The following is an 18,314-nucleotide window of genomic DNA, read 5'->3' on the forward strand; positions in this document are numbered from 1 at the left end:
GAGTGACCCGCCTCACAGCAGCGGGGTGGCCCTCGCATTGGGCTTGGAAAACTCACCAGGAGGACGGATGTCCCGGCAATTCCTCGCGGAGGGCCTAGAGCTCTCCGGAGGTGATCGCGGCCTCGTCGCCGCGGTCGCCGTGGTCGCCCTGGCTGCCCTGGCCGTGGGCTATGTGCTGCTCCGGGAGGTACTGGCCGCGGGCCAGGGCACCTCCAAGATGCAGGACATCGCCAAGGCGGTCCAAGAGGGCGCAGCGGCCTACCTCAACCGGCAGTTCCGAACGCTCGGCATCTTCGTCGTCATCGTGTTCGTGCTGCTGTTCATGCTCCCCGCGGAGGACACGGGGGAGCGCATCGGCAGGTCGTTGTTCTTCCTCGTCGGTGCGGGCTTCTCGGCGGTCATCGGCTACCTCGGCATGTGGTTGTCGACGCGCGCGAACGTGCGCGTCGCCGCCGCGGCCAAGGAATCGGGCGGCCGCGAGAAGGCCATGCGGATCGCTTTCCGCACGGGTGGCGTGGTCGGCATGTTCACCGTCGGCCTCGGCCTGTTCGGCGCGGCCCTGGTCGTGCTGGTCTACACCGGCCAGGCCCCGAAGGTGCTGGAGGGCTTCGGGTTCGGCGCCGCGCTGCTCGCCATGTTCATGCGCGTCGGCGGCGGCATCTTCACCAAGGCCGCCGACGTCGGCGCGGACCTGGTCGGCAAGGTCGAGCAGGGCATCCCCGAGGACGACCCCCGCAACGCCGCCACCATCGCGGACAACGTGGGCGACAACGTCGGCGACTGCGCCGGCATGGCCGCGGACCTGTTCGAGTCCTACGCCGTCACCCTCGTGGCGTCGCTGATCCTCGGCACGGCCGCGTTCGGCGCGAAGGGCCTGCTGTTCCCGCTGATCGTCCCGGCGATCGGCGTGCTCACGGCGGTCATCGGCGTCTACATCACCAGCGCCCGGACCGGCGAGAACGGCCTCACCGCCATCAACCGCTCGTTCTACATCTCGGCGGTCATCTCGGCGGTGCTGTGCACGGTGGCCGCGTTCGTCTTCCTGCCGAGCTCGTTCGGCGGGCTCGACGGCGTGTCCGAGGAGATCGCGCGCACGCCCGGCAACCCGGCCCTGATCGCGGCCGTCGCGGTGATCATCGGCATCGTGCTGGCGGGCGTCATCCTGTGGCTGACCGGCTACTTCACCGGCACCGAGCACAAGCCCGTCAAGGAGGTCGGCCGCACGTCGCTCACCGGCGCGGCGACCGTCATCCTGTCCGGCATCTCGGTCGGCTTCGAGTCGGCGGTCTACACCGCGCTGGTCATCGGCGGCGCGGTCTACGGCGCGTTCCTGCTGTCCGGCACGGCGACCGTCGCGCTGTTCGCGGTCGCGCTGGCCGGCTGCGGCCTGCTGACCACGGTCGGCGTCATCGTCGCCATGGACACGTTCGGCCCGGTCTCGGACAACGCCCAGGGCATCGCCGAGATGTCCGGCGACGTCGACGGCGAGGGCGCGCAGATCCTCACCGAGCTGGACGCGGTGGGCAACACCACCAAGGCCATCACCAAGGGCATCGCGATCGCGACGGCCGTGCTGGCCGCGACCGCGCTGTTCGGGTCGTACCGCGACGCCATCAACCAGACGCTGGACAAGCTCAAGGTGAACGTGGACGACATCGCGTCGTTCAGCAACCTGGTGTTCAGCCCGAACGTGCTGGTCGGCGTCATCATCGGCGCGGCCGTCGTGTTCATGTTCTCCGGTCTCGCGGTCAACGCGGTGACCCGCGCGGCGGGCGCGATCGTGTTCGAGGTGCGCCGCCAGTTCCGCGAGAACCCGGGCATCATGGACGGCACGGTCAAGCCGGAGTACGGCAAGGTCGTGGACATCTGCACGAAGGACTCGCTGCGCGAGCTGGCCACGCCCGGCCTGCTCGCCGTGCTGGCCCCGATCGCGGTCGGCTTCGGCCTGGGCGTGGGCCCGCTGGCCGGCTACCTGGCCGGCGCGATCGCCACCGGCACGCTGATGGCGGTGTTCCTGGCCAACTCCGGTGGCGCCTGGGACAACGCGAAGAAGCTCGTCGAGGACGGCAACCACGGCGGCAAGGGCTCCGACGCCCACGCCGCGACCGTCATCGGCGACACGGTCGGCGACCCGTTCAAGGACACCGCCGGTCCGGCCATCAACCCGCTGATCAAGGTGATGAACCTGGTCTCGGTGCTGATCGCGCCGGCCATCGTCGGCTTCTCGGTCGGCGCGGGCGCGTCGGCCGGTGTCCGGTACTCGATCGCGATCGTCGCGGTGGTCATCATCGTGGCGGCCGTGGTCGTGTCCAAGCGGCGCGGCACGGCCATCGCGGACACCCCGGCGGAGGCCACCACCTCCGCGTGAGTCCGGGTTGAGAGGCAGGAGGCGGGGTGCCACGGTCGGGGGCACCCCGCCTTCGCACGTCCAGGCCAAGCCTGCGCGGGATAGGTCGGTGCGGGGACACGGCTGCGGTCGGCACGGCCGTCGTTGGCCCGGCCGGGTGAGGGGCAGGACGGGTGGGGGCGGCCGGACGGGGGCACACTGTGGCTGATGCCGAGCACTGTTGGGAGCACCCCGATGAGACTTCTACCGCTGGTCGCCGCGACCGCCGTGGCCCTCGCGGTCGCCGGGTGCGGTTCCGGGGGCGACCCCGTGCCCACGTCGTCCTCGTCCGGTCCGTCCACCTCCTCGACCGAAGAGGCGGCGGTCGCCTACATGGACAAGGTGTGCACGGCGGCCGCGTCGTTCGCCACCGTGCCGAAGACGCCGCCGCAGCTCGACGCCAACGACCCGGCCAAGCTGAAGGCCGACATGGGCGCGTACATGGGCCAGATGGCCGACGCGTTCACCCAGACCGCGACCCGGCTGCGCGAGGTCGGTCCGTCGCCGGTGGCGGGCGGCGACCAGCAGGTCGAGCAGATGGCGCTGACGTTCACCGGCATCGCCAAGAACTTCGCCGACGCGAAGGTCGCCATCGAGGCGGCGGACGCGAACGACCCGGTCGGCGGGCTGCAGGCCGCCGGGGAGGCCATCACCCGGCTGGATGATTTCGTGACGCCGTTGAAGCAGCTGGAAGCGTCGCCGGAGCTGTCGGCGGCGGCCGAGAAGGCGCCCGCGTGCCAGGATCTGCGGACGTTCAACCCGTCGGCGTCCACGACGCCGCCCGCGGCGCCCACCTCGTAGTGGTCGCCGGGACACCGCCAACCCCGGGGGGCTCAGTGAAGCACCGCGTCGCGCTCGCGGGCGTGTTCACCGCTGTTCTCGTCACGGCCGCGTGCAGCGGCGGCAACTCGTCGTCGACGGCTTCCGGGTCGTCCGCGACGACGACCACGACCACCGCCGCCGCCGCGGCGAACGCCGACGCGGTCGAGTGGACCGGCACGTTCTGCGAGGGCATCGGGCCCACGATCGAGAGCGTCCTGACGCTGCTCACAACCATGTTCGAGGGCGGCGTCAACGACCCGGCCGTGCAGAAGACCGCGCTGCTCGACTACAGCGAGAAGGCGGGCACGGCGATGGCCTCCGCGGGCGAGAAGCTGGACGGGCTCGGCGCGCCGTCGGCGAACGCCCGCGACCTGCACGACGAGCTGGTCAAGTTCTTCACCGACTCCGGCGCGACGCTGTCCGAGCTGAACACCAAGCTGGCGGCGCTCGACCCGGCGGACCCCGAGTTCGCCGGCAAGCTGGAGCGGCTCGGCGGCGACCAGGCCGACCCGTCGAAGCTCCAGGAGCAGGTCAAGAAGCTGCAGGACGACCCGGAGCTGGGCGAGGCGTTCAAGAAGGCGCCGCAGTGCGTGCGGCTGACGGAGACGTTGAAGGGCCTCGGCGGCTGAGCCGTCCCGGCGGCGGCGCGCGACGAAGACCGCTGGGACGGATGAGACCGATGGGGTACGTGGTTCAGCCCTTCGGAGACTGGCCGTGGTCGAACGTGTGTTCTACGCTGCCTGTCCGTGGGGCAACTGTCCTTCTTCTCGGCCGAGGCGAGACAGCCTTGCGTCGGTGACCTGGCGGGGCTGCTGTGCGGCCCCGGCCAGGCGCTGGGCTTCGCCCGAGGCCGGGCGGCGCGGGTGTCGGTGGGCGTCGACACGCGGGCCAGGGCGGCGGCCGTCGCGGCGGCGCTGGCCGAGCGGGGCGTCCAGGCGCGGATCGACCTCGACGAGGCCGGGTCGGTGCGCGTCGCGACGGCGTTCCGGACGGACCTCACCGGGCTGGCCGGGCAGTGGCTCGACGGCGACCGGAAGGTCGTGCCGCCCGACCTGGCCCTCGACGGCGGGGCGCTGCGGCTGTGGGCGCTGGCGTCCGGCCGCTGGGTGGAGTCCGGGTACTTCCTCGGCCTCGACCCCGAGGCGCCCGACACGCACGAAGCGTTGCGAAAAGCATTGGCCACGTCGGGCCTGCCCTCGACACTCTTGACGGAGAAGGCCGGGGGACCGGCTCTGCGCGTCGTCGGCAGGAGACGGCTCGAACGACTCGCGGAGCTGGTCGGACGTGCTCCGACGGGCGTCGCCGAGCGCACTTGGCCGGCCGCGTAGCGCGTCCTCCTGACGGACGATCCGGCACAGTTGTGTCACCCTGTCCCGACCAGGGCTGCCCAGCGGCGACGAAGGACAGTGCACACTGGCGGGTCGGGACACAGTGTTCGAAGAGAGCGGGACGGCGTGGCTGGATCGACACGGGCGAGGAAGACAAACGGGGGATCAGCGAGCGGCAACCGGCGGTTGGTGATCGTCGAGTCGCCCGCGAAGGCGCGGAAGATCGCGTCGTACCTCGGCAGCGACTTCGTCGTGGAGTCATCCAAGGGGCACATCCGCGACCTGCCCCGGGGCGCGGCCGACGTGCCCGCGAAGTACAAGGGCATGCCGTGGGCGCGGCTCGGCGTCGACGTCGACCACGACTTCGAGCCCCTCTACGTCGTCACGCCGGACAAGAAGGCGACCGTCGCCGAGCTGAAAGAGCTGCTCAAGGACGTCGACGAGCTGTACCTCGCGACAGACGGCGACCGCGAGGGCGAAGCCATCGCCTGGCACCTGCTCGACACGCTGAAGCCCAAGGTCCCCGTCCGCCGGATGGTGTTCCACGAGATCACCGAGCCCGCGATCCTCGCCGCCGCCGCGAACCCCCGCGACCTCGACCAGGACCTGGTCGACGCCCAGGAGACCCGCCGCATCCTCGACCGCCTCTACGGCTACGAGGTCAGCCCGGTGCTGTGGAAGAAGGTCATGCCGAAGCTCTCGGCGGGCCGCGTGCAGTCCGTGGCGACCCGGATCGTGGTCGAGCGCGAGCGCGAGCGGATGAAGTTCGTCACCGCCTCGTACTGGGACGTGTCGGCGACCATGGACGCGGGCGCGGACGCCTCGCCCCGCACGTTCGGCGCCCGGCTGGTCGCGGTGGACGGCACCCGCCTCGCGTCGGGCCGCGACTTCGGCTCCGACGGCAGGCTGAAGGCCGGTTCCGACGTCCGCGTGCTGGACGAGGCGCAGGCCAGGGCCATCGCCGAGGGCCTGACCAACGCCTCGATGACGGTGTCCTCGGTCGAGGAGAAGCCGTACACGCGCAAGCCGTACGCGCCGTTCATGACCTCCACGCTCCAGCAGGAGGCGGGCCGCAAGCTGCGCTTCTCCGCGGACCGCACCATGCGCACCGCGCAGAAGCTGTACGAGAACGGCTACATCACCTACATGCGCACCGACAGCACGACGCTGTCGGAGACCGCGATCTTGGCGGCGCGGGCGCAGGCCACCGAGCTGTACGGCTCGCAGTTCGTGGCCAAGGAGCCCCGCCAGTACACGCGCAAGGTCAAGAACGCGCAGGAGGCCCACGAGGCGATCCGCCCCGCCGGCGAGGTGTTCCGCACGCCCGGCCAGGTGGCCCGCGAGCTGGAGTCCGACGAGTTCAAGCTGTATGAGCTGATCTGGCAGCGCACGATCGCGTCCCAGATGGCCGACGCCCGCGGCAACACGACGAGCGTGCGGATCTCCGGCACCACGGCGGGCGGCGAGGACGTCACGTTCGCCGCGTCCGGCCGCACGATCACGTTCGCCGGCTTCCTGAAGGCGTACGTGGAGACGGTCGACGCGGAGGCGGGCGGCGAGTCCGACGACGCCGAGTCGCGCCTCCCGCAGCTGGCCAAGGACCAGTCGGTGCTGGCGGCGGAGCTGTCCGCGGACGGCCACTCGACGTCGCCGCCGCCGCGCTTCACCGAGGCGAGCCTGATCAAGACGATGGAGGAGCTGGGCATCGGCCGGCCCTCCACCTACGCCTCGATCATCAGCACCGTCCAGGACCGCGGCTACGTCTGGAAGAAGGGCTCCGCCCTGGTCCCGTCGTGGGTGGCGTTCGCCGTGGTCGGGCTGCTGGAGCAGCACTTCGGCCGGCTCGTCGACTACGACTTCACGGCCGCGCTGGAGGACGAGCTGGACGGCATCGCCGCCGGCCGCCAGGAGCGCACGACGTGGCTGTCCGGCTTCTACTTCGGCGGCAACGTCGGCCCGGAGTCCTCGGTCGGCCGGTCGGGCGGGCTGAAGAAGCTGGTCGGGTCGAGCGTCGAGGCGATCGACGCCCGCGAGGTCAACTCGATCCCGCTGTTCCCCGACGTCGAGGGCCGCACGGTCTACGTCCGGGTCGGCCGGTACGGGCCGTACCTGGAGCGCGAGGTCGAGGGGCCGGACGGCGAGGCCTCCGCGCAGCGGGCGAACCTGCCGGACGACCTGCCGCCGGACGAGCTGAACCGCGACATCGCCGAGAAGCTGTTCTCGACGCCGCAGGAGGGCCGTTCGCTCGGCACCGACCCGGTCACCGGGCACGAGATCGTGGCCAAGGAGGGCCGCTTCGGGCCGTACGTGACCGAAGTCCTGCCCGAAACGCCGGAGGGCGCCAAGAAGGCGCCGAAGCCGCGCACCGGCTCGCTGTTCAAGTCGATGGCGCTGGACACGGTGACGCTGGACGACGCGCTGAAGCTGCTCTCGCTGCCGCGCGTGGTCGGCAAGGACCCGGAGACCGGCGCGGAGATCACCGCGCAGAACGGCCGCTACGGGCCGTACCTGAAGAAGGGCACCGACTCGCGGTCGCTGACCAGCGAGGACCAGCTGTTCACGGTCACGCTCGACGAGGCGTTGAAGATCTACGCCGAGCCGAAGAAGCGGGGCCGCGCCGCCGCCGCGCCGCCGTTGAAGGAACTGGGCGCGGACCCGGTGTCGGGCAAGCCGATGGTGGTCAAGGAGGGCCGGTTCGGCCCGTACGTGACCGACGGCGAGACCAACGCGTCGCTGCGCAAGTCCGACAGCGTCGAGGGCCTGTCCGACGAGCGGGCGGCGGAGCTGCTGGCCGAGAAGCGGGCCAAGGGGCCGACCACGAAGAAGAAGGCCCCGGCGGCCCGCAAGGCGCCGGCGCGGAAGAAGGCTCCGGCGAAGACCAAGAGCTGAGGGAGGCGTGGCGGTGGACGGTTCAGACGCCGGTCCGTCCGGTCGTGACGGGACGCAGGAGCCCCCGCCGCCACGCCTGTACCCGGACCCGCTCGCGGGGCTGGTGACGGGCGAGCTGCCCTACCGGCGGGAACCGGTGATCCCGGTCGCGCCGCCGCCCGCGCCGCCCGTTCCGCCGGCCGTCCCGGTGGTGGCCGAGCCGGTTCGGGGCACGCGGTCCCGGCGGACCGCCCCGCGGCCCGCGCAGGTCACCGGCCGGCCCGCGGCCCACGCCCCGCACGCGCCACTGGCCCGTCGCCAGGCGCCGGCGCCCGGCTCGCAGCCGCCGAACCCGTTCGTGCCGACGCCGCAGCAGGCCGCGCCGGAGAAGAAGGGCAAGGGCGGGCTGGTCGGGTGCGTCGTCGCGTTGGCCGTGCTGGGCGGGCTGCTCTTCAACGTGGTGCGTGAGATCATCGAAGCCGTGGCCGACCTGCTGCGATGATCTCGCTTAGGCCACCCGAACGGCGGATGTGGTCATGCCGGTGAATCGGTCCGGCTACCCTTACGGCCTGCACATCGGCGGGGGTGAGCACCATCCAAGACGGCGGCACAGGGGCCTCGACCAGCCACCGGATTCGCAGCGTGTTGGCGATCCGGCCGTTCCGCAGGCTCTGGGGTGTCACCTATCTGTGCAGTGTCGGTGACTGGCTGTCACTCCTCGCGTTGACGGGTCTGGTCAGCCAGATGACCGAGAGCTACCAGTGGCAGAGCTTCTCGCTCAGCCTGGTCGTGCTCACGCAACTCCTGCCCGGCATCCTGTTCGCGCCGCTCGGCGGCGTGCTGGCCGACCGGTTCGACCGCCGCAAGGTCATGGTCGTCTGCGACGTGCTGCGCGGCGGCCTGTTCATCTCGATCGCCCTGGTCGGCACCACGTGGTGGCTGTTCGTGGCGAACTTCCTGGTCGGCTGCTGCGCGATGCTGTGGATCCCGGCCAAGGACTCCGCGGTGCCGAACCTGCTGCGCCGGCCCGACCAGGTGGAGACGGCCAACCAGCTCGGCCTGGTGATGACCTACGGCATCTCGGTCATCTCCGGCGCGGGCCTGTACTCGATCATCTCCGGCATCCCCGGCTACCTGCACGTCCAGAGCTCGGACCTCGAATTCCGGATCGCCACCATCGCGGTCGTGGTCAACGGGGCGCTGTACCTGACCGCGGCCATCCTGGTCGCCACCCGCATCCCGGAGCTGTCCGGCCGCGCCACCGCCGTCAACCGGCGGCGCGAGGACGGCGAGAAGCTCGGCTTCTTCGCCATGCTGCGCGACGGCATGCGGTACGCGGGCCGCACCCCGCTGGTCCGCGGCCTGGTCATCGGCATGATCGGCGCGTTCGCCGCGGCGGGCGCGGTCATCGGCACGGCCCCGCTGTACGCGGACTCGCTGCTGGGCGGCGCGTCGACGTTCGGCCTGCTGTTCGTCGCCGTGTTCACGGGTCTGGCGGTCGGCATGGCGACCGCGCCGCGGATGGCCCGGCGGCTGCCCTACGACCGGCTGTTCGGCGTGACGATCGTGGTCGCCGGCCTGAGCCTGGTGGTGGTGGCGTTCGCGCCGCACCTGTGGGTCGCCTTGATCGCGGTCGGGTTCGTCGGCGCGTCGGCGGGCATGGCGTTCCTGACCGGCCTCACCATCGTCGGCGCGCAGGTCGAGGACGCGATGCGCGGCCGGACCGTGGCGCTGCTGCAGTCCTTGCTCAAGATCGTCCTGTTCGCCGCGTCGGCCGCCGCGCCGCTGCTGGTGTCGGTGGTGCAGAAGCGCACGATCACCGTCTTCAACCACCCGATGCAGGTGGACGGCACCCGTCCGGTGCTGTTCGGCGCGGCCCTGATCGCCGTGCTGCTCGGGCTCATCGCCTACCGCCAGATGGACAACCGGCGCACCGAGCCGCTGTTCTCGGACCTGCTCGCGGCGCTGCGCGGACGGGCGCGGCGCACCGGCGGCATCCTCATCGCGGTCGAGGGCGACACCCGGCAGGACACGTCCGTGCAGGCCAGGCGGCTGGCCGAGGCGTTGCGCGCGACCGGCCGCGAGGTCGTGCTGGCGTCCGACCCGGACCTCGACGAGCAACGGCTCCGCAACCTGCTGTCCACGGCCGACCTGGCCGGCGTGCGGGCGCACGCCCTGGTGGCCGCGGCGGTGCGGGCGGACGTGGTGGAGCGCGAGGTGCGGCCGGGGCTGGAGCGCGGCGCGCTGGTCGTCATGGAGCGGTACGTCGACAGCCCGCTGGCGCACTTCAGCGCGGCGGGCAGCGTCGAGCCGCGCGAGGTGGAGGGCCTGGTCGACTGGGCCACCGGCCGGCTGCGCCCCGACGTGACGGTGCTGCTGGACCGATCGCCGTCCGAGGTCCGCGCGTCCGGCGGCACGCTCGACACCGTCGAGCACCACTGGCGGGTGCAGAAGCTCCTCACGGACATGGCGTCGGCCGACCCGGAGCGGTACATCGTGGTCGACGCCGACGGCACCGAGGACGAGGTCGCCGAACGGGTGTCCGCCGTGGTGTTGCCGCTGGTGGCACGGGGTGCGCACCCCGCGCCGAAGCCGGTGGCGGAGTCGTCCTGACGGATCGGTACGGTCGCGTCGTGAACCGTGGTGTGTGGGGCGAGGTCGTCGGCCAGCCCGAGGCGGTCGCGGTGTTGTCGGCGGCGGCCGAGGCTGCCGCGTCGATCGTGGCCGGTGGGTCGCCCGCGCCGGGCGCGATGACCCACGCCTGGCTGTTCACCGGGCCGCCCGGCTCGGGGCGTTCCGGGGCGGCGCGGGCGTTCGCCGCCGCGTTGCAGTGCCTCGCCACCGACGACCGGCCCGGCTGCGGCTCGTGCCCCGGCTGCCACACGGCGCTGGCGGGCACCCACGCCGACGTCCGGGTCGTCTCGCCCGAGGGCCTGTCGATCTCGGTCGGCGAGATGCGGGCGCTGGTGCAGGTGTCGGCCCGCAGGCCCACGTCCGGGCGGTGGCAGGTCGTCATCATCACCGATGCCGACCGGCTCACCGAGGGCGCGGCGAACGCGCTGCTCAAGGCCGTGGAGGAGCCGCCGGACCGGACCGTGTTCCTGCTCTGCGCGCCGTCCGACCACCCCGAGGACGTGTCGGTGACCATCCGGTCGCGCTGCCGGATCGTGTCGCTCGGCACGCCCCGCGCCCCGGCCATCGCGTCCGCGCTGGAGGACGAGGGCATCGCGCCCGAGGTGGCGTCGTGGGCGGCGTCCGTGTGCGGCGGGCACGTCGGGCGGGCGCGGCGACTGGCGACCGACGAGCAGGTGCGCGCGCGACGCGAGGCCGTGCTGCGCATCCCGCTGGCGCTGCGGCGCCCGGCGGACATCTTCACCTGCGCCGACCAGCTCGTGTCGGCCGCCGAAGGCGACGCGCAGACCGCGAACGAGGGCCGTGACCAGGCCGAGCGCGAGGCGTTGGAGACCGCGATGGGCGGCGGCGGCACGGGCAAGGGGACGGCCGCCGCGTCCCGGGGGGCCAAGGGCGCGTTGAAGGACCTGGAGAAGCGGCAGAAGTCGCGCGCCACCCGGACCCAGCGCGACTCGCTGGACCAGGCGTTGGTCGACCTGGCCGCGTTCTACCGGGACGTGCTGGTGACGGCGTCCGGGGCGGACGCGGTGCTGAACCACCCGGACCGGGCCGAGGACGCCCGCACCGCCGCGGCGGCGTGGACGCCCGAGTCGACGTTGCGCCGGCTGGAGGCCGTGCTGAACTGCCGGACCGCGCTGGAGCTGAACGTGAAGCCCCGGATCGCCGTCGAGGCCATGCTCACCACGCTCCAGCGCGGCTAGCGGTCACTCGTCCTTCGGGGGGTCTCCGGCTCGGCGCTCTTCGGCTCGGGGGTCTCGGGCTCGGCGCTCTTCGGCTCGGTGGTCTTCGGCCCGGGGCTCTTCGGCTCCGGGGTGTTCGGCCCGGCCGGCACCCGGCGGCGGCCGGGCAGGGCGGCGACCATCACGACACCGGCCAGCAGCAGCGCGGCGCCGGTCCAGAAGATCGGCACGGTCCGGTAGGCCGCGTTCGTGTAGGCCAGCGGCTGGTCCTTCCGCGGCGGCGCGGCCTGGCCGCCACCACCGGGCTGGGCCGGCGCCGGAGCGCAGACGACGCCGCCGTTCGGGGCGGCCGCGCGCACGATCTGCTCACCCAGGGACACCTGTGCCAGCGCCGACGGCAGGTTCGGCAGACCGAGGGCATCGGTCGGCAGCAGTTGGAGGTCGAGCAGGCGCGCGGTCGCCCCGAGCATGAACCCCTTGATCGCGGGGCCGTCCTGCTGGAGCGGGCCGTCGATCACCATGTCCTTCTGGTTGAGCTGGGCGACCTGCAGGCGCAGCACCCCGATGTCGAGCTTCGGCAGGCCCTGGGCCAGGTCGCCGACGAGCGGCACGTCCTGCCCCGGCACGACGCCGATCGGCACGTCGAGCTTGGGGTTGGCCGCGTCGAGCGTGCCCAGCACCCGGTCGCCCTGGCTGACCCGCAGCACCGGCGCGGAGTAGGTGATCCCGGACGTCGCCTTGTCGCCCGTGGACAGCGCCACCAGCGTCGGCCGGCTGACCACGTCCACGCGGATCTCCGCCGCGGTGCCCGCGAGGAGCCGGATGCTCGCCGCCTGCAGCGTGGACGTCGACTTGACGGCCTTGTTGGCGCTGCCGGGGAGGTCGACGAGTTCGACCGTCGAGTGGGCGGTCATCGTCTCCGGCAGGCTGAGCAGCGAGCCGTTCGCGCCGGTGTCGGGCGTGCCGGAGAGCAGGCCGCCGAGTTGGCTGAGCGGGCCGCTGAGCTGCTTCACGTTGTCGATCAACGCCTGCTTGGCGGCGGCGTCCAGCTTCGGGGTGTCCTGGGTGAGCATGCCGGTGAGGTCGGTCGAGCCCGGCAGGGTCGGGATGGCGTTGAGGACGCTGAGGCTCGCCACGGACGTCTTCGCGTCCGCGAGCGGGCGCACGCACGGGCCCAGCTCGTCGTCCCAGCGGGCGTGCGCGCTGCCGTTGAGGAGGCCGACCCTGAGCAGGGCGTCGAGCGGCGTGGCCGGCGGGTTGAGGCCGCCGGTGACCGGCGCCCCGTTGTCCGGCGAGGCCGTCTGCACGAGCGTGCCCGGCGTCTGCGGCGCCCGTCCCCGCACCGCGAAGCCCAGGGGCGACGCCTGCGCGACCGCCCGTTCGTAGGACAGGAACGCCTCGGTGTTCGCCTGGGCGGACGCGAGCCCGACCCCCACCTCCGCCGCCGACTGCTTGGGCAGCTGCTCGCCGAAGCCGGGCAGGACCGTGTTGGTCGGCGTCGAGTCCGGCGCGAGCCTGACCACCGCGAGCCCCGTCCCGGCGTCCCCGATCGCGTGAGCCCGGATGGGCGGACCGGCCGACACCGGGGGCTGGCTCGGGTCACGCGGCCCCGGCACCGGGGTCGTCACCGGCTGGGCGAACGCGGGAGAGGCGCAGAGCGCGACCAGCACGGCGGCGGCGGGCAGTGCCATCAGGCGCATGTGGTCGAACCTCCACGACAGCGGCGTCATCGCGCGTCACCGCGTGAGCGGCGTCACCCCTGGTCTAACGACCGGACCCCCTCTCGGTGACGCCTGCGACGTCCGCTATAGTTGTCGCGTCTCGCCGCCTTAGCTCAGTCGGCCAGAGCGGTTCACTCGTAATGAACAGGTCGTCGGTTCGATTCCGACAGGCGGCTCAGGTGAGATTCAGGCCCGGCGCGTCCTGCGCCGGGCCTGATCTGTCTCTCCGTCAACGCATATGCACCCAGCGTGGTGCACCGTTGCTCCATCCGAGTGACCTTCGTGACATCTCCGTCAGCTGTGGGCGACGGTGTCGTTGCCCCCGTGGAGGTGATGGCGATGGTCGCGACGATCGTGCTGACGGTGCTGGCGTTGCCGCTCGTCGTGCTCGCGGCACGCGTGGGACGTCGGCGGTGGGTTCGGCGGACCGCCGCACGGGTCCGCGCCGAGCTGTTCCACCACTGGGTGGGCGAGCCGAGCGGCCGTTACCTCATCCGGTCCTGACGACCGGCGCGGCGATGCGGGTGATCACGTCGCCGTAGCGGCGGGCCACCTCGACGCGGACGGTCTCGGGCGTGCCGACGACGGCGAACGCGTGCAGCACCTCGTCGGTGACGGCGGCGGCCATGTCGTCCCACAGCTGCCGCCTGGACAGGCGGTGCAGCTCGTCGTGCAGCTCGCCCCAGCCGTGCAGGTCGAGGACCTTGCGGTAGGCGGGCGTCGAGCCGTAGAACGCGACCTGCCGCCTGACCTCGGCGATGCCCTCCTCGTCGCACGCCACCAGCGACGGCCCGCTGATCTCCATGCCCGCCAGGGGTTTGCCCGCCTTGGCCCGGCCGCGCGCCAACGCGGGCAGCGTCACCTCGCGCAGGTAGCGCTCGGTGGTGAAGTTGTGGCACAGGAAGCCGTCCGCCACCTCGCCCGCGACCTCGGTCATCAGCTCGCCGACGCCCGCGAGCCACACCTTGGGCTGGCCGTGCGGGTTGGGGCCGGGGTCGAAGAACGGCGTCATCAGCGTGTGCGTGTAGAACTCGCCGCGGAAGCGGAGGCGGTCGCCGGTCTCCCAGCTGTGCCAGATGGCGCGCAGCGCCAGCACGAACTCGCGCATCCGCACGGCGGGCCGTGACCACGGCATGCCGAACCGCTTGGTGACGTGCGGCTCGACCTGGGATCCGAGGCCGAGGTTGAACCGGCCGCCGGAGAGCAGCTGGAGGTCGTTGGCCTGCACGGCGGTGCTCATCGGGTTGCGGGCGAACGCCACCGCGATCGCCGTGCCCAGTTCGACCCGGTCCACCTGCCCGGCCACCCGGGCGAGCGCGAGGAACGGGTCGTGCCGCGTCTCCGCCACCCAGAACCCGTCGCAGCCCGCGGCTTCGGCGGCACGGGCGGCGTCGAGCACGGTCAGCGGGTCGTGCGCGATCTCCAGCCGGTCGACCTTCATGGGCACGTTCTACTACCCGGCCGACCGCCGCCCACCACCCGCCGCCACCGCCCGGCGAGCGCCACGCGGTTATTCGACTTGAGTCTGCCGTTACGTCAATTCCTAGCTTCGACGCATGCCACCCGCGAGGAAGACCCACGAAGTCACGCTGAACCTCGACGCCGGCGCCGCGTCGATGATGGACCTGGGCAAGATGCTCGGCCAGACCGGCGTCAACCTGGTCGGCGTCAAGCGCGCCTACGACGAGGCCACGGCCGGTCAGCGCGGAGACGTCGTCCCGGTCGTCGTGACGGTCCGGGACGACAAGTCGTTCGAGCTGCGCCTGAAGACGCCGCCGACCGCGTTCCTGATCCGCAAGGCGTTGGGCGGGAAGGGTTCCGCCCAACCCGGTCACGCGTCGGCGGGCACGCTCGGCGAGGCGCAGTTGCGCGCCATCGCCGAGCGGAAGCTGCCGGACCTGAACACGACGGACGTCGCGGCGGCCATGCGGATCGTGGCCGGCACCGCCCGTTCCATGGGGGTCCGGGTGGAGGGCTGAGCGGTCAGCGGTGGGGGCGGAGGGTCCAGACGACGGTCATCTCCCCGGTCGTCACGCCCTCCGCGTTGGTGATGGTCACGCCGACCGGGAACTCCGGTCGGGTGCCCGCCTCCAGCTCGGCCACGACGTCCGCCGCGGGCCGCCCCAGCACGGCCTCGGCGCGCAGCGGGCCCAGCGCCAGCTTCTTGTAGGTGATCTCCGACCGCGCCACCAGCGGCGTCGCCTTGGCCATGTGCGCGGCGAACGCGGCCATCACGACGGCGCCCGACGCGGTCTCCGCGACGCCGAACATCATCGCCGCGTGCGGCCCGCCGACGTGGTTGCGCAGTTCCTCGCGGTCGGGCAGCTCGGCGACCACCCGGTCGCCCGTGACCTCGGTGAACTCGATGCCCACGGTTTTGACCCACGGCACCGCCTGCTTCATGGCGTCCGCGACGAACGAGTAGTCAGCGCTCATGCCCGCCGATGCTACCGGCCAGTAACGATGAGACCGGTGTCACCGGGTATTTCGTTTGCCAAGACTCTCCTCCGGAGTCATGCTTGTACTCAGCAACTAGTTGGTTGATGCAAGCAAACGGAGTGTGCGATGGCGACCCCGGTCAGTGACGGAGTGCGGGCCGACCAGCTCGCGATGGCCGACCGGCTCGGCATGGCGCTGGTGCGCATGAACAAGATGCACGCCTGCGTCGCCTCGCACATGAGCAAGTCCGGCCTGGACAAGGCGTCCTTCGTGCTCCTGGCCAACCTCAACCAGCTGGGTCCGTCGCGGTCGAGCGCGCTGGCCGAGGCGGTGTTCTCGGACCCGTCGACGGTCAGCCGCCAGGTGGCGACGCTGGTGAAGGACGGCCTGGTGGAGCGCCGGGCCGACCCGGAGGACGGGCGCGCGAGCGTGCTCGCGGTGACCGAGGCGGGCGCGCGCCTGCTGCAGGAGCGCCGCGAGCAGCGCAACGTCGCGCTGGCCAGGCTCTTCACGGACTGGTCCACCGAGGAGTGGACGCGGTTCATCGAGTACTTCGAGCGCTTCGTGGGGGACTACGAGAAGGCGCTACCGGATTTCATCGCTGAGAGCGGACTGGGGCCGCGCTCAGAAGGGGAGAAGTGATGTCGGAAACGACAACCCGAGCCGACGCGCCGCCACCCGGCGCCGCCCTGCTCACCCACCGGCAGATCCTGACGATCCTGTCGGGCCTGCTGCTCGGGCTGTTCCTGGCCGCGCTCGACCAGATGATCGTGGCGACCGCCATGAAGACCATCGCGGACGAGCTGCACGGCCAGACCCTGCAGGCGTGGGCCACCACCGCGTACCTGATCACGGCCACGGTCTCCACGCCGCTGTACGGCAAGCTGTCCGACATCTACGGCCGCAAGCCGATGTACCTGACCGCGATCTCGCTGTTCCTGGCGGGCTCGCTGCTGTGCGGCATCGCGAACTCGATGTACGAGCTGGCCGCGTTCCGCGCGGTGCAGGGCCTCGGCGCGGGTGGCCTGATGTCGCTGGCGATGGCGATCCTGGCGGACATCACGTCGCCGCGCGAGCGCAGCCGCTACACCGGCTACTTCATGGCCGTGTTCGGCATCTCCAGCGTCGCGGGCCCGGTCGTCGGCGGCCTGTTCGCCGGCATGGAGTCCTTCCTGGGCACGGCCGGCTGGCGCTGGGTGTTCCTGATCAACGTGCCGGTCGCGCTGATCGCGCTGGTCGTCGTGGCCAAGGTGCTGAACATCCCGCACCAGCGGGTGAACCACCGGATCGACTTCGTCGGCGCGGGCCTGCTCACCGTCGGCCTGGTGCCGCTGCTGATCGTGGCCGAGCAGGGCCGCGAGTGGGGTTGGGCGTCGGGCACGGCGATCGCGATGTACGTCGTCGGCGTGACCGGCCTGGTCGCGTTCGTGTTCGCCGAGAAGCGCATGGGTGACGAGGCGCTGCTGCCGCTGCGGCTGTTCAAGCGGCAGACGTTCTCGCTCGGCAACCTGATCAACTTCATCCTGGGCGTCGGGATGTTCGGCGGCATGGTCTCGCTGCCGCTGTACCTGCAGATCGTCAAGGGCTACTCGGCCACCCAGTCCGGCCTGATGATGCTCCCGCTGACGCTCGGCATCATGCTGGCGGCGGGCACCAGCGGCAACATCACCGCGAAGACCGGCCGCTACAAGGTGTTCCCCGTCGTCGGGTTCGGCCTGATGACGCTGTCGCTGTTCCTGTTCAGCACGGTCGGCACGGACACGCCGCTCTACCAGCCGCTGGTGCTCATGTTCGTCATGGGCGCGGGCCTCGGCCTGTGCATGCAGACGCTGCTGGTGGCCATCCAGAACGACGCCGAGCCGCGGGACATGGGCGTGGCGACCTCGTCGGCCACGTTCTTCCGCCAGATCGGCGGCACGGTCGGCACCGCGGTGTTCCTGTCGATCCTGTTCAGCACGGTCGGCGACAAGATCGGCAACGCGCTGCGCACGGCGCTCGGCACGCCCGACTTCCAGGCGGCGCTGGCGCGGCCGGAGAACCGCGAGTTCGCGGTCGGCCTGCAGAGCGGGACCGGCTTCGACCTGGACAACACCGAGTTCTTGACCACGCTCGACCCGGTGCTCGCCCGGCCGTTCCTCGACGGCTTCTCCGGCTCGATCGACCTGGTGTTCCTGGTCGGCGGCGTGGTGACGCTGATCGGCTTCGCGATCATCTGGTTCCTGCGCGAGGTGCCGCTGTCCAGCCGCTCGGGGCTGGAGCGGGTGCAGGACCAGAACGACGAGGACGCCGCCCGGCCCGCGCCGGCCGCGATGCACTGACCCCGCAGACACCGGTAGCGCCGAAGAGGCCCGCACCCCTGATCCGTCCGGGGTGCGGGCCTCTTCGGTGTTCGAGCGCGTGGGGCTCTAGTGCTCCTCGCCGCGCGCCACGGCGTCCTTCAGGCGCTGGTACGAGCGGACGATCTCGGCCTCCGCCTCGGTCCGGCCGACCCACGTCGCGCCCTCGACGCTCTTGCCGGGCTCCAGGTCCTTGTAGACCTCGAAGAAGTGCTGGATCTCCAGCCGGTAGAACTCGCTGAGGTGGTGGATGTCGCGCAGGTGCTCCGACCTCGGGTCCTCGGCCGGCACGCAGAGCAGCTTGTCGTCGCCGCCCTTCTCGTCGGTCATCCGGAACATGCCGATCGCGCGTGACTTGATCAAGCAGCCGGGGAACGTCGGCTCCTGGACGATCACGAGTGCGTCGAGCGGGTCACCGTCCTCACCGAGTGTGTTGTCCACGAACCCGTAATCCGCCGGGTACTGAGTGGCCGTGAACAGGGTCCGGTCCAGCCGGATGCGCCCCGTCTTGTGGTCCATCTCGTACTTGTTGCGGACCCCCTTGGGGATCTCGATGGTGACGTCGAACTCCACTGCGCGGTCCTCGCTCGTCTTCGCCGTTC

16 protein-coding genes and 1 tRNA gene are annotated in these 18,314 nt (G+C 71.7%); 13 read left to right on the forward strand and 4 right to left on the reverse strand.

The features are described 5' to 3' along the window. Window positions 1–67 precede the first annotated feature (67 nt). The 8 genes from ACRAKH_RS01685 (at window position 68) to ACRAKH_RS01720 (ending at window position 11,237) form a co-directional block, all read left to right on the forward strand. The gene (locus ACRAKH_RS01685) at window positions 68–2,368 is read left to right on the forward strand and encodes a sodium-translocating pyrophosphatase (RefSeq protein ID WP_380728942.1); all 2,301 of its coding nucleotides are present in this window, start codon (window positions 68–70) and stop codon (window positions 2,366–2,368) included. 186 nt (window positions 2,369–2,554) lie between these two features. Continuing rightward, window positions 2,555–3,187, forward strand: a complete 633-nt coding sequence (locus ACRAKH_RS01690) for a hypothetical protein (protein WP_380728944.1) — start codon at window positions 2,555–2,557, stop codon at window positions 3,185–3,187. 35 nt (window positions 3,188–3,222) lie between these two features. Beyond that, a complete protein-coding gene (locus tag ACRAKH_RS01695; protein WP_380728945.1) occupies window positions 3,223–3,837 on the forward strand; it encodes a hypothetical protein in 615 nt (204 codons plus the stop codon). A gap of 117 nt (window positions 3,838–3,954) precedes the next feature. Then, window positions 3,955–4,536, forward strand: a complete 582-nt coding sequence (locus ACRAKH_RS01700; protein WP_447009580.1) for a hypothetical protein — start codon at window positions 3,955–3,957, stop codon at window positions 4,534–4,536. Window positions 4,537–4,662: 126 nt separating this feature from the next. After that, window positions 4,663–7,425, forward strand: coding sequence for a type I DNA topoisomerase (gene topA / locus ACRAKH_RS01705; RefSeq protein ID WP_380730268.1), 2,763 nt, complete (start codon window positions 4,663–4,665; stop codon window positions 7,423–7,425). 13 nt (window positions 7,426–7,438) lie between these two features. Next, window positions 7,439–7,906: a hypothetical protein gene (locus ACRAKH_RS01710; protein ID WP_447009581.1), complete on the forward strand. Its 468-nt coding sequence runs from the start codon at window positions 7,439–7,441 to the stop codon at window positions 7,904–7,906. Between the two features lie 83 nt (window positions 7,907–7,989). Next, entirely contained in the window at window positions 7,990–10,017 is a 2,028-nt protein-coding gene (locus ACRAKH_RS01715) for a bifunctional MFS transporter/dTMP kinase (RefSeq protein ID WP_380728249.1), read from the forward strand. A 20-nt stretch (window positions 10,018–10,037) separates the two neighbouring features. Beyond that, window positions 10,038–11,237, forward strand: a complete 1,200-nt coding sequence (locus ACRAKH_RS01720; RefSeq protein ID WP_380728247.1) for a DNA polymerase III subunit delta' — start codon at window positions 10,038–10,040, stop codon at window positions 11,235–11,237. On the opposite strand, the gene ACRAKH_RS01725 is transcribed toward ACRAKH_RS01720, so the two are convergent. Beyond that, entirely contained in the window at window positions 11,234–12,916 is a 1,683-nt protein-coding gene (locus tag ACRAKH_RS01725) for a hypothetical protein (RefSeq protein ID WP_380728246.1), read from the reverse strand. The two genes, ACRAKH_RS01720 and ACRAKH_RS01725, sit on opposite strands and share 4 nt — an antisense overlap. Window positions 12,917–13,039: 123 nt before the next feature. Here ACRAKH_RS01725 and ACRAKH_RS01730 point away from each other — a divergent pair. Both ACRAKH_RS01730 and ACRAKH_RS01735 read left to right on the forward strand, forming a co-directional pair. Continuing rightward, window positions 13,040–13,113 (forward strand) — tRNA-Thr (locus tag ACRAKH_RS01730). Window positions 13,114–13,276: 163 nt separating this feature from the next. Next, on the forward strand, window positions 13,277–13,441 hold the full coding sequence (locus ACRAKH_RS01735; protein WP_380728244.1) for a hypothetical protein: 165 nt from the start codon (window positions 13,277–13,279) through the stop codon (window positions 13,439–13,441). Here the strand turns inward: ACRAKH_RS01735 and ACRAKH_RS01740 are convergent. After that, a complete protein-coding gene (locus tag ACRAKH_RS01740) occupies window positions 13,428–14,378 on the reverse strand; it encodes a TIGR03617 family F420-dependent LLM class oxidoreductase (protein WP_380728242.1) in 951 nt (316 codons plus the stop codon). The two genes, ACRAKH_RS01735 and ACRAKH_RS01740, sit on opposite strands and share 14 nt — an antisense overlap. Window positions 14,379–14,493: 115 nt before the next feature. Between ACRAKH_RS01740 and ACRAKH_RS01745 the strand changes: the two genes are divergently transcribed. Continuing rightward, complete coding sequence (locus tag ACRAKH_RS01745) at window positions 14,494–14,916, forward strand: uL11 family ribosomal protein (protein WP_380728240.1); 423 nt, start codon at window positions 14,494–14,496, stop codon at window positions 14,914–14,916. 4 nt (window positions 14,917–14,920) lie between these two features. Here ACRAKH_RS01745 and ACRAKH_RS01750 read toward each other — a convergent pair whose 3' ends face one another. Then, window positions 14,921–15,373 carry a DUF4442 domain-containing protein gene (locus ACRAKH_RS01750; protein ID WP_380728238.1) on the reverse strand — a complete coding sequence of 151 codons (453 nt, stop codon included), beginning with the start codon at window positions 15,371–15,373 and terminating at the stop codon, window positions 14,921–14,923. 129 nt (window positions 15,374–15,502) lie between these two features. Between ACRAKH_RS01750 and ACRAKH_RS01755 the strand changes: the two genes are divergently transcribed. Next, window positions 15,503–16,018 carry a MarR family winged helix-turn-helix transcriptional regulator gene (locus ACRAKH_RS01755; RefSeq protein WP_380728236.1) on the forward strand — a complete coding sequence of 172 codons (516 nt, stop codon included), beginning with the start codon at window positions 15,503–15,505 and terminating at the stop codon, window positions 16,016–16,018. Then, on the forward strand, window positions 16,018–17,694 hold the full coding sequence (locus ACRAKH_RS01760) for an MDR family MFS transporter (protein ID WP_380728234.1): 1,677 nt from the start codon (window positions 16,018–16,020) through the stop codon (window positions 17,692–17,694). Before ACRAKH_RS01755 ends, ACRAKH_RS01760 begins: the two co-directional genes overlap by 1 nt. Before the next feature lie 87 nt (window positions 17,695–17,781). Here the strand turns inward: ACRAKH_RS01760 and ACRAKH_RS01765 are convergent, their stop codons facing one another. After that, window positions 17,782–18,285 (reverse strand): inorganic diphosphatase, encoded by a 504-nt coding sequence (locus tag ACRAKH_RS01765; RefSeq protein ID WP_380728232.1) that lies wholly within the window; start codon window positions 18,283–18,285, stop codon window positions 17,782–17,784. Between the last annotated feature and the right edge of the window lie 29 nt (window positions 18,286–18,314).

The organism is Saccharothrix hoggarensis (assembly GCF_052936025.1).